This window comes from Myxococcus xanthus (assembly GCF_006402735.1).
GTDB lineage: Bacteria > Myxococcota > Myxococcia > Myxococcales > Myxococcaceae > Myxococcus > Myxococcus xanthus_A.
In genome coordinates this window covers 7,189,447-7,205,201 of record NZ_CP017174.1, presented here as the reverse complement: position 1 = coordinate 7,205,201, position 15,755 = coordinate 7,189,447, and the positions used below count along the sequence as shown (strand labels likewise).

Sequence of the window (15,755 nt, the reverse complement as noted above, 5' to 3'; positions counted from 1 at the left end):
GGAGTACAGTCTCCTCCGTGTTCTACGCGTGCGTGCGTGCGGTGGTGGCGCTGTGTCTCCGACTCTTCTACCGGGTGAAGGTGAATGCCCCGGCGCTGGAGCCGGACGGCCCCGTGCTCTTCGTGGGCAACCACCCCAATGGCCTCATCGACCCGGCGCTGGTGTTCATCCTCACGCGGCGCAAGGTGACCTTCCTGGCGAAGGCGCCGCTGTTCCGGATGCCCGTCATCGGCTGGCTGCTGAAGGGGTTGGACGCGCTGCCGGTGTACCGGAAGCAGGATGACCCGGCGAAGATGGGCGGCAATGAAGGCACGCTGGATGCCGCGAAGGGCGCGCTGGTGCAGGGGCGCGCCATCACCATCTTCCCCGAGGGCAAGAGCCACTCCGAGCCCGGGCTCGCGGAGTTGAAGACGGGCGCGGCGCGCATTGCCCTGAGCGCGGCGAAGGCCGGGGCTCCGGTGCGCATCGTCCCCGTGGGGCTCACCTACGCGGAGAAGCACGTGTTCCGCAGCGAGGTGCTCATCGACGTGGGGCCCGCCATCGAAGTGCAGGCCTTCCTGCCCGCGGACGCCGCCGCGGAGCCCGATGCCGTCCGCGCCCTCACCGAGCGCATCGCCAGCGGGCTTCGCGCGGTGACGCTCAACCTGGAGCAGTGGGCGGACCTCCCGCTGGCGCAGTTGGCCGAGCAGCTCTTCGCCTTCAAGCAGGGTGGGGCGCTCGACGCGGAGCGCCTGCGACTGTGGGCGCGCGGCGTCCAGATGTTCCGCGCCGAGGAGCCGGAGCGCTTCGAGCCCCTGCGCGCGCAGCTCGCCGACTTCCGGCACCGCATGGCGCTGGTGCAGGCGACGGGGCCGGAGGACCTGGCGCTCGTGTACCGGCCGGGGAACGTGGTGCCCTTCGTGGTGAAGAACGTGCTGGCGCTGGTGCTGGGCCTGCCGCTGTTCGCCCTGGGGCTGGGCCTGTTCTGGCTGCCCTACCAGCTGCCCCGGCTCGCCAGCCGCAACGCCGAACTGGACGTGCAGGCCACGGTGAAGTTCCTCACCGCCTTCGTGGTGGCGCTGGTGTGGTGGGGCGTGCTGACAGCCGCCGCGGCGGTGTGGGGAAGCGCGCTCCTGGCCGTGGCCGTCTTCCTCGCCGTGCCGCCGCTGGCGCTGTTCACCCTGTACTTCGCCGAGCGCTGGGAGTCGCTCCAGCACGACATCCGCGTGTTCTTCACGCTGGGCAACCGCGCGCGCCTCAAGGGCCTGCTGCTCGCGGATGGCGAGCGGCTGGCCTTGGAGATGGAGCGTCTGGCCGACGAGTACCGGCCGAGGCTGGACGCCGCCGCTCAGCCCTGACGCGCGAGGGGCACCGCTTCACGGAACAGCCTGGCGCCCAGCAGCAGCGCGAAGCCGCCGAGGAGGACGGGCAGGGCATTCACCGCGATGGCGGTATGCAGGCTGGACGCGTCCGCGATTTTGCCGATGAGCGTGGGCGAAATCGCGTCACCCAGCAGGTGGATGCACAGCACGTTCAGGCCCATGGCGAAGGCGCGGAACGCGGGCTGCACGCAGTTGACGATGGCCGCGTTGATGGGGCCGCTGTTGAGGAAGATGAGGAACTGCGCCAGGGCAATCGCCGCGAAGGTGGGGCCCACGGCCTTCAGGTTCACCGCCAGGTACATGCACGGGGCCGCCAGTATCAGGCCGATGCCGGACATCCACAGTCCGCCGCCCTCGCGCTTGCGGTCCAGCTTGTCGCCAAGCCATCCGCCCGCCACCGTCCCCAGCAGGCCGGCCACCGCCGTAATCGCGCCGAAGATGAAGCCCGAGCTGTCCTGCGCCAGGCCGCGCTCGCGCACCAGGTACGTGGGCATCCAGAAGCCCAGGCCTCCAATGGAGAACGTCATCAGCGTGTATCCGGCCGTCACCGCCCAGAAGGCCGAGTTCCTCGCCAGCCCCTTCAGGCCCACCATGAAGGGCATCTTCGTCTGCGCATCCGGCCCGTCCATGGCGCCGCGCTGGGGCTCCGGCATGAAGAAGGCCATGGCGCCCAGAATCAGGCCGGGCACGCCGCCCGCGAAGAAGGCGACGTGCCACGAGTACGCCTGCGTCAGCCACCCGCCCAGGCCGTAGCCCGCCGCGGCGCCCACGGGGATGGCGATGTAGAAGAACGCCAGCATCCGCGTGCGCTGCGCGCGCGGGTACAAGTCGGAGATGATGCTGGGCGCCACCGCGCCGTAGCCGGCCTCTCCGATGCCAATCACCGCGCGGGCCAGGAGCAGCGCGCCAAACGAGGTGGCCAGTCCGCTGGCCCCGGTGGCCAGGCTCCAGAGAATCACGCCGCCCGCCACCAGCAGCCGCCGCGGGTAGCGGTCCCCGAGGAACCCGCCCAGCGGCGAGGCCAGCATGAACACCACGATGAACATGGTGCCCAGCAGGCCGGACTGCGTGTCGTTGATGCCGAATTCCTTCTGGATGCCTGGCAGCGCCACCGCGACGATGTAGCGGTCGAGGTAGTTGACCAGGTTGATGAGGGTGAGGATGAGCAGCGCGTAACCCGCGTTGCTGGCGGGCACGGCGGACGCGGCCGGTGAGGCCGCGGGTTGGGCGTTCATGAAGAGGTGGCTCCGGCGCCAAAGCGGTGCGCGAGCAGGCCCCAGCGCAGGCCCCTGTCACTGACGCGGCAGGCCTCCAGTCCCAGTGCCTTCACCGACTCCAGCAGGATGAGGGCGCCCGCGGGGATGACGTCCGCGCGCTTGGGCTGCATGCCGGGCAGGGCGCGCCGCTCTTCCAGCGGCATGGCGCACAGCCGGTCCGTCAGGGCGGACAGCTGGCCCACGGACAGCGTGCCGCCGTGGACCTGCTCCGGGACGTAGGGGTGGATGGCGTGCTGCACGGCGTACAGCGTCGTCACCGTGCCCGCGACGCCCACCAGGGCCGCGCCGGGCGGCGGGGCGGGGAGGGCGCGGAAGGTGTCGCGCAGGTGGGCTTCGACACGCGCGCGGTCCTCGGACGTCATCGGGTCCGAGCCGACGAAGCGCTCCGTCATGCGCACCGCGCCCACGTCGAAGCTGTGGCGGAAGTCCACGTGGCCGCCGCGGTTGCCGTAGATGAACTCCGTGGAGCCGCCGCCGATGTCGAGCACCAGAAGGGGGCCCGCCGCGTCCGACGCGAAGTCCGCGTGCACCGCTGCGAAGGACAGCTCCGCCTCCATGGCGCCGGAGATGATTTCCACTGTCACGTCCGCCCGCGCCTTCGCGGCCGCGAGGAACTCCGCGCCGTTCTCCGCGTCACGCGCGGCGCTGGTGGCGGACACTGCGATGCCTTCCGCGCCCAGGTCGCGTGCCTCGCGGGCGAAGGACTCCAGCACCTGGAGCGTCGCCTCCATGCCTTCGGCGGAGAGCTTGCGCGTCGCATCCACGCCTCGGCCCAGGCGGGTGATTTCCGCGCGCTCCCGCACGGCCTCGAAACGGCCCTCCGGGGTGCGCTCCGCGACGAGCAGGAGGACCGAGTTGCTTCCGACGTCGATGGTGGCGAAACGCGACATGCGCGGCAGCCTACTCAACGCAGCAGCGCTTCCAAAGCATCGCCCAGGGCCTGGTAGTCGGCGGGGGTGTTGTAGAGCTGCGCGGACAGACGCACATGCCGGTGCGGCGGCCGGGGCCAGGGGGTGATTTGCGCCTCGATGCGGTATTCGTCGAACAGGCGCAGGTGGAGCGGGTCCACGTAGAGCGGGGGCTGGGGGACTTCGGGGAAGCCGTCCGGCAGCGTCACCGTGGCCATGCTGCCGACCATGTCCTCGGGGCAGGTGGGCTGGGTGCCCAGCCGCGCGCACAGCAGGTTCTGCGCCGCCAGCACCTTGGCCCGGTTCGAGGCCATGACTTCCGGCCAGCCGCCGGGAAGCAGCCCGCCCATGAAGCGAATCACCTCGGGCACGCAGAGCACGGCCGAAGGGTCGTGCGTCCCCGTCCAGTCGAAGTCCAGCCGGAAGCGGGAGCGGTCCGTCCGCCGGGAGTTGTGCCCGTGGCTCACGGACAGGGGCTTGATGGCGGGCTGGAGGTCGCGCCGGACGTGGAGGAACGCGGCGCTCTTGGGGGCGCACAGCCACTTGTGGCAGTTGCCCGTGTAGTAGCCGGCGCCCAGCGTGCGCAGCGACAGCGGCAGCATGCCCGGCCCGTGCGCGCCATCCACGAGCGTCTCCACGCCGCGCTCGCGCAGGGCGGTGACGAGCTGCGCCAGCGGCAGCACCAGGGCCGTCTGACTGGAGACGTGGTCCACCAGGAACAGACGCGTGCGCGGGGTGACGTGGGGCAGCACCGCGTCCACCACGGACTGCGCGGACGGTACCGGCCAGGGCAGCTTCGCCACCACCACCTTGGCGCCCCACTGGGCGGCCACGAAGTCCAGCGCGTTGCGGCTGGCGTTGTACTCGTGGTCGGTGGTGAGCAGCTCGTCGCCGGGAGCGAAGCGCAGCGAGCGCAGCACCGTGCTCACCCCCGCCGTCGCGTTGGGGACGAAGCCCAGGTCGTCCGCGTCCGCGTCGAGGAACGTGGCGAGCGCGGCGCGGGCGTCATCCAGCAGCGGCTCGATTTCGCGGTGGAGGAAGCGCACCGGCTCGGCTTCCAGGCGCGCGCGCAGCTCGGCCTGCCGCTGGAGGACGGCTGTCGGGCAGGCGCCGAACGAACCGTGGTTCAGGAAGACGACTTCGGGGTCCAGGCTCCAGTGGATGCGGAAGGGCACGCTCATGCGGGAGGACTCGACCCGAGCGCGCCCCGGCTGTCAACGGACGTCCCGGTGCCGGGCGCGGGGCGCTCGCTGGCGCCCCACAGGCCCAGGGGACGGCTACTGCGCCTGCGGCAGCGGCGACCAGTCCGGCGTCTGGTAGACGCCCTTCTCGGCGCGCAGCGGCAGCTGGTTGTTGCCGTCCGCCGTCATGACATAGAGCTGCGAGCCGCCATTGCGGGTGGACGTGAAGACGATGAGCCGCCCGTTGGGAGAGAAGGCGGGCTCCTCGTTGCTGCCCTGGTCCTGCGTGAGGCGCGTCACCTTGCCCGTCTCCACGCTGACGGTGAAGAGGTCGAAGGCGTTGCGCTCGTCGCGAGCGGTGAAGACGATGAGGTCCCCACGCGGCGACCAGTCCGGCGTCTGGTTGTAGTTGCCCTGGAAGGTGAGCCGGCGCACGCCCGTGCCATCCGCGTTCATGATGTAGACCTGCGGGCTGCCGCCCCGGTTGGACACGAAGGCAAGGCGCTTGCCGTCCGGCGACCAGGTGGGGCTGGTGTTGAGGCCGTAGGGCGTGTCGGTGAGCGCGCGCGCGCCGCTGCCATCCGCGTTGGCCACGTACACCTGGGCGCTCTCGCCCTCCGCCAGCGAGTACGCGATGCGCTTGCCGTCCGGAGAGAAGGCCGCGCCGGTGGCCATCTGCCCGCCGGAGATGACGGCCTTCGCCTCACCGCCAGGGGACTGCACGTAGATGTCCGGGCGATTCTTGCGGTACGTCGTGAAGGCGACCTGCGAGCCGTCCTGGCTCAGCGCGGGCAGGATGTTGATGCCGCCCTTGGTGAGCGCCCGGGCGTTGCCGCCGTCCCAGTCCGCCACGTAGACGTCGCGATTGGTGCCCGCCTTGCGCACATAGGTAATGCGGGACAGGAAGGGGCTGGGCTCGCGGGTGAAGTGCCGGTAGAGCGCGTCCGCCAGGCGGTGCGCCAGCAGCGAGGCATTATCGGCGGGCGCGTCCTTGGACACCTTCAGGTCCTCGCGGCCGGTGCCCACGTTGAACAGGCGTAGCTCACCGCGCACCACGCCGCCGTCCTGCGCCAGCGACACCTTCACGAGCGCTTCGGCGCCCACGTCCGCCCAGCGGCTGAAGTTGATGCTGGCCGCGGCCATGCCTTCCTTCGCGTCCGCCGTGAAGCCCTTGCGGTCCAGCACCTGGAGGATGCCGGAGGCGGCCAGGTCGAAGCTGAAGGCCAAGTCGAAGGGCGCCACCAACGCCTTCGCGCCATCGTTCTGCGTCAGGGGCGCGGGTACCGCCACGGGCAGCGGGCGGAAGTTGGCGCCGGAGATTTCGATGGTGGGCGCCTGCGCGAGCGCGACGACGGGGAGGAGCAGCAGGGAGAGGAGCAGGGCTTTCATAGGGCGTTGAACACCAGGTTGACGCCGCTCTTCTGCAGGGCGTCCCGGAGATGGTCAGGCGGAGGAGAAAAGGGCGCGGCCTTGCGCACGGCCGTGACGACGGCCGAGTCGAAGAGGTCGTTCCCACTGGCCTTGGTGAGATTCACGTCCAGCACTTCACCCGTGCGGCCCAGGCGCACCGCCACCATGGCCTTGAGGTGCAGCCGCTCGGATTCGGGGATGGTGTCCGCCACGCTGTAGTGGCGGCGGACCTGCGACTGGAGCAGGCCGAAGTAGCGCTCGCCTTCCGCGGTGGCCGAGTCGCCGTCCGGGTCGCCGTCCTCGGCGCCCTCCGCCTCCTCGGGCTCGGCCGCCTTGGCCGTCTTGTCGAAGGCACCGAAGAGCCGCTTGCGCCGGTCCTCGCCGGTCGTCTCGCCCTTCTGCGGCGTGGGCTTGGACGTGGAGGGCTCCGGCTGCACACCCGGGATGGGCACCGCCACCTTGGCGGGGGAGGGCTCCGGGGGCGGGGCCTCCGGAGCGGGCTTGGGTGCGTCCACCTTCTTGGGGGGCGGTGGCAGCTGCTCCTTGCGCGGCAGCAGCTTGGAGTCGCGCGGCTTGCCCAGGCGCACCAGCGTGGCGCGAATGGGCTTGGTGTCCAGGTCCACCTTGGGCGTGGCGGAGTAGCGCGCGTACGCAATCGCCGCCACCAGCACCAGGATGTGCCCCACGACGGACACCACCACGAAGCGCGACAGCCGCGTGGAGCGCGTGACGAGCAGGCTGTGGCTTACCGCGGAGGGCGTCATGGGCTAGCGCTTCGCTTCCTTCGACTTGCCTTTGCCAGTGTTGGACGTCCGACCCCCGGTCGACGGGTCCGTAATCATGCCCACGTTGCCAATGCCCGCGCGCTGGGCCGCGGCCATGACCTCCACCACCACACCGTACGGCACGTCCCGGTCCGCGTGGAGATAGACTTCCTTGTCGGCCTGCGCCTTGGCGTTGGCGGCGAGCTTCTGCTCCAGCTCCTCCAGCGCCACTTCCGCATCACCGATGTAGACCTTGCGCCCCGCGTCGATGGAGAGGACCAGCTTCTTCTCCGTGGCCTCCACCGGCGCGGCCTTGGTCTCCGGCAGGTTCACCTTCACGCCCTGCTGGATGAGGGGCGCCGTCACCATGAAGATGATGAGCAGCACCAACATCACGTCCACCATGGGCGTGACGTTGATTTCGCTCATGGTGGTGCGGCCACCGCCGCGGTTTCCTCCGCCCATTCCCATGGTGGCCCCCGGCTACCGGAAGAAGTGACGCTTGATGATGTTGAGGAAGTCCGCGGAGAAGTTCGACATCTCCGTGTCGAACACCTTGATGCGGCTGACGAACGAGTTGTAGGCGACCACCGCCGGAATCGCCGCGAACAGGCCCGCGGCGGTAGCGAAGAGCGCGTTGCCCACCGGCGCGGCCACCGTGGCCAGCGTCGCGTTGCCCTGTTCGGCAATCTGGTTGAACGCGCTCAGGATGCCGATAACGGTGCCGAACAGGCCCACGAAGGGCGACGCCGCGCCCACGGTACCCAGGAAGGACACCCGGTTCTCCAGCTCGGTGATTTGCGCCGTGGAGGCCCGGTGGAGCGCGCGCTCCACGTTCTCGATGCCGCCCAGCCGTTCGGCCAGCGCGCCTTCGGTGCCGCCCTCCTTGGCTTGCGCCAGCTTGGTCAGCTCCTCATAGCCAGCGCAGAAGACCTTCGACAGCGGCGAGCCGTCCAGCTTCTGGGCCGTCTGGTAGATGGCTTCCAGGCGCGAGGCCTTCCAGAAGGTGTCGAGGAAGGTGAGAGATTGTGCGCGAGCCTTGGCGAGCTGGGACGCCTTCATGGCGATGAGGGCCCAGGAGGCCACGGATACGCCCATCAGGAGCAGCAGGACTGCCAGCTCGATGAGGGAGGCGTCGCGGATGATCTCCACGTAGTTCATGGCGCCAAGCGCCAGGGGCAGGTGGGGCGTCATGGGGAGCAGCGCGTAACACTCCGATAAGACAGGGTCAAACAATGGGGAAACGGTTGCTTGCTTGAGCTGGATTGCCCAGGGCGGTGAATAATTCCCGCCGCCGCCCGTCGGATGGAGCAGAAGCGGGCCGAACACCTTACTGCCCCACCGACAGGTGCCCCATGAACTCCCGGTTGCTGGTCGCATTCCTCTGCTTGTTTGCGATCCTCCCTGGCTGTGTCGTCCATGAAGAGCCGTGCTGCGATGTGCCCCGCTACGAGGGGGATGTGACCTTCCGCTGGAGCTTCGGTGGTCAGCGCTGCGACGATGTCCGCGCGGTCCATGGCGTCAACGTCATCATCCCCGGCGAGGTGCTGGCCAACGACGGCCGCTACAACTGCCAGGCGAACGGCTTCGACGGCATCGTCCTCCACCGATTCGCGCCGGGGACCTACTCGTTCCGCCTGGAAGGCGTCGGCTACGGCAATGAGTTGCTGTACGAGACCCATGGAACCTTCACCGTGGACGGCAACGTGACGGTGAACGTGGACCTGACCCCGACGGGCGCTCCGCCGTCCTTCGCCTACCTGAGCTGGCTCTTCCCGCCGAACAGCTACAGCCCCAGCCCCAACTGCAACCAGGCGGGGATCACCCACGTCGAGGCGAGCGTGGATGGCGGTGACTGGGCGCGCTTCGAGTGCTGGGAAGGGCACGCCGCCAACCAGATCCGCACGCCGTACCTGGACCCGGGCTACCACGGGTTGGAGCTCGTCGCCGTCGATAGGAATGGCCTGCCCTGGTACTACTTCGGGGGCGACATCCTCACCCAGTTGGGGCAGCCGACCTCCCACACCGGGTCGATGTGGGCCATTGGCGGGGCCTCTGTCCGGTGGGAGCTGCGCTCGCGTTACGGGAACCGCCAGACCTGCTACGAGGCCGGCCTGCAGCGCGTGGGCATCAACTTCCGCGACATCCACACCGGTGAACTGGTGTACGGCGACGTCGGTGACTGGCACGACTGCGTCGATGGCCCGAATGAAAGCTCGGTGGTGGTGTACCAGTTCCTGCGGCCCGGCCGTTACGTGGTGGAGATGTACGCCAGCGCTCGCGACGGTCGCGAGTACTTCTCGCCGAACAACTCGCCTGTCATCGACGTGGTCGCCCACCAGTTCCCGGGCCCGAACTCCTCGCTGCCGGTGTACCTCATCGAGGACTGAGCGCGTCAGGTGGGCTGGGCAGTGAGCGGAGGGCCGGGATGATGCATCCCGGCCCTTCGTGCGTTCAGCGGGGCTGCCGCTGACGCTGGCATCAAACGTGATAGGGACACGCTCCATGCGGCAAGGCAGCCACAGTCCCATTGGTGTCTTCGATTCAGGCGTCGGAGGGCTCACCGTCCTCAAGGCCCTCATGTCCCGGCTCCCTCACGAGAGCACGGTGTACCTGGGGGACACCGCGCGGGTGCCCTACGGCACCAAGTCCGGCGAGGTGGTGACGCGCTATTCGCTGAAGAACGCGGAGTTCCTCCTGGAGCGCGGCATCAAGCTGCTGGTGGTGGCGTGCAACACCGCCTCGGCCGTGGCGCTGCCCGCGCTGGAGGCGGCGCTGCCAGTGCCGGTGGTGGGCGTCATCCTCCCCGGCGCGCGGGCGGCGCTGGCGCGCACGCAGGGGGGCGGGGTGGGTATCATCGGCACACCCGGCACCATCCGATCGGGCGCCTACCAGCGCGCCCTTGAGTCCGCGGACCCACGGGTGCGGGCGAAGGCCCGCGCCTGTCCGCTCTTCGTGCCGCTGGCGGAGGAGGGGTGGACCACGGGCGACGTGCCCCTGCTGGTGGCGCGCGACTACCTGGCCGAGTTCACCCGCGACGGCGTGGACACCCTGGTGCTGGGCTGCACGCACTACCCGCTGCTCAAGGGGGTCATCGCGGAGGTGGTGGGGCCGCACGTGGCGCTGGTGGACTCGGCGGAGGCCACCGCGGACGCCGTGGCCGCGCTGCTGTCCGAGCGGGACGGACTGGCGCCGGCGTCGCGAGGCACTCCGGAGCACGCGTACTACGTCACCGACGTGCCGGAGCGCTTCATGGAGGTGGGAGCCCGTTTCCTGGGCCGGCCCATCACCGCCGCGGAGCAGGTGGACCTGACCTTCTGACGGGTGACGCGGCGCGGACGCACGAACGCCCGCCGCGGCAGGCCGGGCGGGCGTCCTGGTACGGCGGAGGACTACGGCCGCGTTGAGGCGGGCTTCTCCTGCACGGTGGCCTGGGTGAGCAGCTCCTTGGCCGCCTGGACCACCGGGGCCTCGCTGCCACCCGCGGCGACCACCAGCGCGCGCGCCGCCTCCGCGCCGATGTCGTCCTGGCGCGGCAGCAGGCCCGTGGCCCAGGTGATGAGCCGCTCGGCGGTGGGGAAGAAGTGGACCATCGTCAGCGGCTTGTTCATCCAGCCTACGGTGATGCAGTAGTACTTGTTGTACGGCTTGGTGTGATGGATGCGGTGGTGGTCGGGGGGCAGGATGAGGTGCACGCGCTGGAGGAAGCCGACGAGCGCGGGCGGCGAGTCCATGTGCGACCACTTGTGGAACTGATTGGTCGCCATCACCCAGAAAATCATCGCGCCGAGGAAGGACGCGCAGAACACCCAGCCCGGGCCGCTCATGGGCATGCACAGGGCCATGATGGCCACCGGCAGGGAGATGAGGCAGTTGTTGCCGTTGGTCTCCACGAAGTCGTGGCGGGTGATGGCCTTCTCGTCCACGTGGTGCTCGCGGAAGGGGCGGATGAGCGCCTTGCCCAGCAGCGGCATCTCCGTGGAGCCCCACGTGTCGCCCATCCAGTGGACGAAGCCGGAGACGAAGTCCGCGGCGAGGTAGCCCAGCAGCACCGCGCTGAGCAGCAGCCACGTGCCCGCATAGGGGTTGCCCCACAGCCGGTACACCAGCGCCACCTCCAGGGAGACGAAGGAGACGATGGCGGCAATCTCCATCGCGCGGATGGCGGGCGAGTACCCCTGGGCCAGCACCTGGGCGTCTTGCTGGCGCACCTTCTTTTCAATCTCTTGGGTCTTCATCCGGGCGTCCTCGCCGTTGGTGGGGGGGTCGAGAACCCCGTCCGTCAGCCTGTACGTATCCCAGCCGCTTTCAGCTTTTCAACGGAACTGCCGGGCAATCGCCGTGGCCTGCACGGCTGGTGGGCCAGGGAGTCACTCGTGTGCGTGTGGCAGCACGAAGGACGAGAGCAGGTCACGCTTACCTTGTGTCGTGCGGATGCGGCTGGTACGGTCCGCGACCTCGGCGATGACGAAAACCTTCGAAAAAGCCGTCACCGGCTTCAATCACAACATCAAGCACAAGGGGAAGGTCTACCACGTCCAGACCGAGGACTCGGGCGTCAACAACCCCCACATCATCACCCACCTGTTCGTGGGCGGGAACATCCTCGCGTCGAAGAAGACGTCCTACGCGGACATCCTCAACGCGGAGAACCTCGCGGAGGTCGTGCGTGAGTTGATGGAGGAGCAGCACAAGGAGATGCTGCGCAACCTCATCAACGGGGTGTACGACAGCTACGAGTCCACCGCGCGCAGCTACCAGCCCGGTCAGCTCGCGGCGGATACGGACCCGGCGCAGGTGAAGCTGCAGCCTGGCCAGTCCATGGCGCAGCGGCCGCCTCCGCCTCCTCCGCCCGTGGCGGTTCCCGCGCCCGTGGTGGTTCCTCCGGAGGTCGCCGCGGCGCGCGCCCTCAAGGAGAAGCCGAAGATCAACGAGATTGGCGTGGAGACGCTCTTCGGCGAGGACCTCATCTCGGAGAAGAGCCTCGACGAGGTCATCCTCAGCTACCTGGCGGGCGAAGGCGAGCAGTAGCCCGCCCACGCGGTCTTCCGGATGTGGGCGCCTGGCGTGCCCATCCGGACATCGCTCCAGATATTCGTGCGGCCTGGGCGAACGGGCAGGAATCCCTCTCGCGGGGCGTGCGTGGGGGATGCCGCCCGGGCGTGCTAGGTTGGCGGCCTTCCGCCCGCCGCCATGATTCAGTTCTTCCACGTATATAAGGCGTATCCCGGCGACCCACCGGTGTTGTCGGACATCAACCTCAACGTGGAGAAGGGCGAGTTCGTGTTCCTCACGGGCCCTTCGGGCGCGGGGAAGACGACGCTGCTGAAGCTCATCTTCTGCGCGGAGAAGGCCACCAAGGGGCAGATTCTCGTGGGCGGCCGCAACATCGCCCGCATCCGTGAGTCCGCGGTGCCGTACCTGCGGCGCAACATCGGGGTGGTGTTCCAGGACTTCAAGCTGCTGCCGCACCGGACGGTGGAGGACAACGTGTCCTTCACGCTGGACGTGTTGGGCGTGCCCCGCGCGGAGGCGCGCGAGAAGGTGCGGCGCATGCTCAAGCTGGTGGGGTTGGAGCACAAGGCGGACTCCTACCCCCTGCGCCTGTCGGGTGGAGAGCAGCAGCGCGTCGTCATCGCGCGGGCGCTCGTCAATGACCCCACCATCCTCCTGGCGGACGAGCCCACCGGCAACCTGGACCCGGCGCTCACCGTCGAAATCATGGACCTGCTCACGCAGGTCAACGTGCGCGGCACCACGGTGATGGTGGCCACGCACGATGCGACGCTGCTGTCGCGCTACCAGAAGCGCACCGTGCGCCTGGAGCGCGGGCAGATTGTGTCCGACGAGGACGGCGTCAAGGCGGCGCGCCGGATGGTGGTATGAGCGCGCTGTCGAAGGTGGCGTACTTCTGCCGCTCGGCGGCGGTGGGGCTGAAGCATTCGCCCTTCGTGCACTTCATCGCGGTGACGACCATCGCCATCGCCCTGTTCTCCGCGGGCATGGCCCGGGGCGCGGCGCGGGTGCTGGACAACCTCCTGGCGTCGCTCGGCGGCGAGGTGGAGGTGACGGTGTACCTGGCGCCCGAGCTGGACGCGGACGAGGTCCACGGGGTGCGTGCCCGCGTGCTGGCGCTCAGCGGCGGCGAGGTGACGCTGGTGTCGCCAGACGCCGCGCTTTCACGGCTGCGCACGGAGTTGGGCGACCTGGGCGAGGCGCTGGCGGAGCTGCCGGAGAACCCGCTGCCAGTGTCGCTGGAACTGCGCGTGCCGCCGGAGCGGCGCAACCCGGACGCGCTCCTGGCGCTGGCGAAGACGCTGCGAGCGGCGCCTGGCGTGGCCGGCGTGGACTACGGTGAAGCGGCGGTGCAGCGGCTGTCCGCCATCGCCCGGGCGCTGCGCTTCGGCTCGCTGGTGGCCTTCGCGGTGGTGCTGGGCGCCACCGTGGTCATCGTGGCGGCGACGCTGCAACTGGCCATCTATTCGCGGCGCGGCGAGATTGAAATCCAGAAGCTGGTGGGCGCCACGGACCGCTTCGTCAAGGCGCCTTTCCTGCTGGAGGGCCTGCTCCAGGGCGTGCTCGGCGCGGCGGTGGCGCTCTTGGGGCTGTGGGCCTTCGGCCGGATGCTGGGGCCCACGTTGGGCGCGCTCTTCGCCTTCCTGTTGGGGCCCGGTGTCGCGGCGCCATGGGTGGAGCCCCGGCTGGCGCTGGAGTTGCTGTGCGCTGGCTGCGGCCTGGGACTGGGCGGCAGCTTCGTCGCCGTGGGGCGCTTCCTCCGCGTATGAGCTGGCGCCTCCTCCTGCTGGCACTGGGGCTGTGGGCCTCGACGGCCATGGCGGCGGCTCCGGCGACGGCGGCCGAGGATGCCGAACAGGCCGCGGTGCGTGAGCGGCTGAGCGCGCAGCGCGCGACGCTGGCGTTGGTGGAGGCGAAGAAGCTCTCCGTGCTGGAGGGCGTGGAGCTGATGCAGGAGATGGCCGCCTTCTCCCGCCGGCGCGTGCGCTCGCTGGAAGGCGACCTGGCGGTGTTCCGCCGGCGCGTGCTGCTGGCGGAGCGTGAGCAGGCCGTGCTGGCCGAGGCTTTGAAGTTGCAACTGCGCCGGCTGTCGCCGCGCCTGCGCACGCTGTACCGCCTGATGCGCCGCCGCCCGCTGGAGGTGCTGCTGTCGGCCGAGGATTTCGCCGCGCTGGTGTGGCGAGCCCGGGCGCTGGAGGCCAGCATGTCCGGCGACCTGGAGCTGCTGCGCACCGTACAGCGCGTGGCGCGCTTGCAGCGTCAGGCGACGCGGGAGTTGGAGCGGCTCCAGGCGTCGCTCGCCGCGCGAATGGCCTTCCTCCAGGAGCAGGAGCGACTGGCCCGCATGCAGCAAGAAGGGCTGGAGGAGGTGGTGGGCACGCTCGCGGGCGAAGCGGAGCTGGCCCGGCGCGCGGTGCGCGAGCTGGAGCAGGCCGACGCGGAGCTGACGCGGATGGTGCAGGACCTGAAGGAGCTGCCCGCGACGAGCGGCTTCGGCGCGCTGCGCGGCAAGCTCCCCCGGCCCGTGTCAGGCATCGTCGAGGTGGGCTTCGGCAAGGTCGTCAACCCGCGCTTCAACACCGTCACCGTCCAGAAGGGTCTGGACATCCGCGCCGCCGCGGGCACGCCGGTACGGGCCGTGGCCGAGGGCACCGTCGCCTATGCCGGCGCCCTGCGCGGCTACGGCAACCTGCTCATCCTGGACCACGGCGACGGCTACCACACCCTCATGGCCCACCTGTCCTCCATCACCCCCGAACTGGGCGGCATGGTGCTTCCCGGAGACGTGGTGGGCGAGGTGGGGGACACTGGTTCCCTCAAGGGCGCCTACCTGTACTTCGAGGTGCGCAAGGGCGGGCAGGCGGTCGACCCCGCCCTGTGGCTGGCGCCCGGGCCCTGACGCGTTGCGGCAAATGCGCGGACGCGTTGTTATTGTCGTGGGACCCTTCTGCGAGGAGCAGGCGAGCGCATGGACCTGATGGGCGGAATGCAAAAGGCGCTGCGGCACATGCTGGTGGCGCGTGGTGTCGAGTCCACGACAATGCAGGTCGGTGACCAGACGGTGCACCACTACGCGTTGACGGGGCAGGGCAAGGGGCCGCCAGTGGTGCTGGTGCACGGGCTGGGCGGCTCGGCGAACGGCTTTGGGCGCACGCTCTTCGGCATGGCGAAGCGCTTCTCCCGCGTGTACGCCCCGGACCTGCCGGGACACGGCTTCTCCGTGGAGTACTGCGGCGGAGAGGTGTGTGTGCGCAACCAGTTCGAGGTGCTGCGCGCCTACGTGGAAGAGGTGGTGAAGGCGCCGGCCTTCGTGGTGGGCAACTCGCTGGGGGGCGCCATGGCGGTGAACCTGGCGGCGGATCACCCCGAATGGGTCCGCGCGCTGGCGCTGGTGGCTCCCGCGGGCGCGCAGCTGCCGGAGGCGGAGAACACCGCGCTGCTCAACTCGTTCGTCGTGAAGTCCCCCGCGGAGGCGCGTGCCTTCACGCGGCGGTTGTTCCACCGTCCGCCCCTGCCCGCGCTGCTGTTCGCCTACGAGCTGCGGCACTTCTACGACACACCCACCGTGCGGGCGCTGACCGCGGAGGCGCTGGCCACGCGCGCCTGCCTGGAGCCGGAGCAGGTGCGCAACCTGGCCATGCCGCTGCTGTTCCTGTGGGGCGGCAGTGAGCGGCTGCTGCCGTCGGAGACGCTGAACTGGTATCGCGCCCACCTGCCTGCCCATGCGCAGGTGCGCGTGGTGGATGGCTTCGGGCACGTGCCGCAGTTGGAGCGCCCGGACGAGCTGGTGTCGCACCTGGTGCGTTTCGCCGACTCGGCGGAGCTGTGAGGGCCGGGT

At 69.8% G+C, this 15,755-nt stretch carries 16 protein-coding genes; 8 read left to right on the top strand and 8 right to left on the bottom strand.

Going from position 1 to position 15,755, the window contains the following annotated elements:
* The first annotated feature begins 17 nt into the window (after positions 1-17).
* Positions 18-1,337, top strand: coding sequence for a lysophospholipid acyltransferase family protein (locus BHS09_RS29585; protein ID WP_140799691.1), 1,320 nt, complete (start codon positions 18-20; stop codon positions 1,335-1,337).
* Here BHS09_RS29585 and BHS09_RS29580 read toward each other — a convergent pair.
* The 7 genes from BHS09_RS29580 to BHS09_RS29550 form a co-directional block, all read right to left on the bottom strand.
* Positions 1,328-2,596: a spinster family MFS transporter gene (locus tag BHS09_RS29580; RefSeq protein WP_140794769.1), complete on the bottom strand. Its 1,269-nt coding sequence runs from the start codon at positions 2,594-2,596 to the stop codon at positions 1,328-1,330. The genes BHS09_RS29585 and BHS09_RS29580 overlap by 10 nt on opposite strands.
* Positions 2,593-3,528 (bottom strand): Ppx/GppA phosphatase family protein, encoded by a 936-nt coding sequence (locus BHS09_RS29575; RefSeq protein WP_140799690.1) that lies wholly within the window; start codon positions 3,526-3,528, stop codon positions 2,593-2,595. The genes BHS09_RS29580 and BHS09_RS29575 overlap by 4 nt, the downstream gene beginning before the upstream one ends.
* Before the next feature lie 14 nt (positions 3,529-3,542).
* Entirely contained in the window at positions 3,543-4,727 is a 1,185-nt protein-coding gene (locus BHS09_RS29570; RefSeq protein ID WP_140799689.1) for an aminotransferase class V-fold PLP-dependent enzyme, read from the bottom strand.
* Between the two features lie 96 nt (positions 4,728-4,823).
* On the bottom strand, positions 4,824-6,116 hold the full coding sequence (gene tolB / locus BHS09_RS29565) for a Tol-Pal system beta propeller repeat protein TolB (RefSeq protein ID WP_140799688.1): 1,293 nt from the start codon (positions 6,114-6,116) through the stop codon (positions 4,824-4,826).
* Positions 6,113-6,901 carry an energy transducer TonB gene (locus BHS09_RS29560; RefSeq protein ID WP_140799687.1) on the bottom strand — a complete coding sequence of 263 codons (789 nt, stop codon included), beginning with the start codon at positions 6,899-6,901 and terminating at the stop codon, positions 6,113-6,115. Before BHS09_RS29560 ends, tolB begins: the two co-directional genes overlap by 4 nt.
* A gap of 3 nt (positions 6,902-6,904) precedes the next feature.
* Complete coding sequence (gene tolR, locus BHS09_RS29555) at positions 6,905-7,372, bottom strand: protein TolR (protein ID WP_140794764.1); 468 nt, start codon at positions 7,370-7,372, stop codon at positions 6,905-6,907.
* A 12-nt stretch (positions 7,373-7,384) separates the two neighbouring features.
* Complete coding sequence (locus tag BHS09_RS29550; protein ID WP_011555704.1) at positions 7,385-8,095, bottom strand: MotA/TolQ/ExbB proton channel family protein; 711 nt, start codon at positions 8,093-8,095, stop codon at positions 7,385-7,387.
* A gap of 245 nt (positions 8,096-8,340) precedes the next feature.
* Here BHS09_RS29550 and BHS09_RS29545 point away from each other — a divergent pair, with 245 nt between their 5' ends.
* Positions 8,341-9,291: a hypothetical protein gene (locus BHS09_RS29545; protein ID WP_225888078.1), complete on the top strand. Its 951-nt coding sequence runs from the start codon at positions 8,341-8,343 to the stop codon at positions 9,289-9,291.
* A 115-nt stretch (positions 9,292-9,406) separates the two neighbouring features.
* Positions 9,407-10,222, top strand: a complete 816-nt coding sequence (gene murI / locus BHS09_RS29540) for a glutamate racemase (protein WP_140799686.1) — start codon at positions 9,407-9,409, stop codon at positions 10,220-10,222.
* A gap of 71 nt (positions 10,223-10,293) precedes the next feature.
* Here murI and carF read toward each other — a convergent pair whose 3' ends face one another.
* A complete protein-coding gene (gene carF / locus BHS09_RS29535; RefSeq protein WP_140794761.1) occupies positions 10,294-11,139 on the bottom strand; it encodes a plasmanylethanolamine desaturase in 846 nt (281 codons plus the stop codon).
* 226 nt (positions 11,140-11,365) lie between these two features.
* Between carF and BHS09_RS29530 the strand changes: the two genes are divergently transcribed.
* From BHS09_RS29530 to BHS09_RS29510, 5 genes are all read left to right on the top strand, one after another.
* Positions 11,366-11,932, top strand: coding sequence for a hypothetical protein (locus tag BHS09_RS29530; RefSeq protein ID WP_090490308.1), 567 nt, complete (start codon positions 11,366-11,368; stop codon positions 11,930-11,932).
* A 162-nt stretch (positions 11,933-12,094) separates the two neighbouring features.
* Positions 12,095-12,787, top strand: a complete 693-nt coding sequence (ftsE, locus tag BHS09_RS29525) for a cell division ATP-binding protein FtsE (RefSeq protein ID WP_140794760.1) — start codon at positions 12,095-12,097, stop codon at positions 12,785-12,787.
* Positions 12,784-13,686, top strand: a complete 903-nt coding sequence (locus BHS09_RS29520; protein ID WP_140794759.1) for a cell division protein FtsX — start codon at positions 12,784-12,786, stop codon at positions 13,684-13,686. Before ftsE ends, BHS09_RS29520 begins: the two co-directional genes overlap by 4 nt.
* The gene (locus tag BHS09_RS29515; protein WP_418763969.1) at positions 13,683-14,816 is read left to right on the top strand and encodes a murein hydrolase activator EnvC family protein; all 1,134 of its coding nucleotides are present in this window, start codon (positions 13,683-13,685) and stop codon (positions 14,814-14,816) included. The genes BHS09_RS29520 and BHS09_RS29515 overlap by 4 nt, the downstream gene beginning before the upstream one ends.
* A 69-nt stretch (positions 14,817-14,885) precedes the next feature.
* Positions 14,886-15,746 (top strand): alpha/beta fold hydrolase, encoded by an 861-nt coding sequence (locus BHS09_RS29510; RefSeq protein WP_140794757.1) that lies wholly within the window; start codon positions 14,886-14,888, stop codon positions 15,744-15,746.
* Positions 15,747-15,755 lie beyond the last annotated feature (9 nt).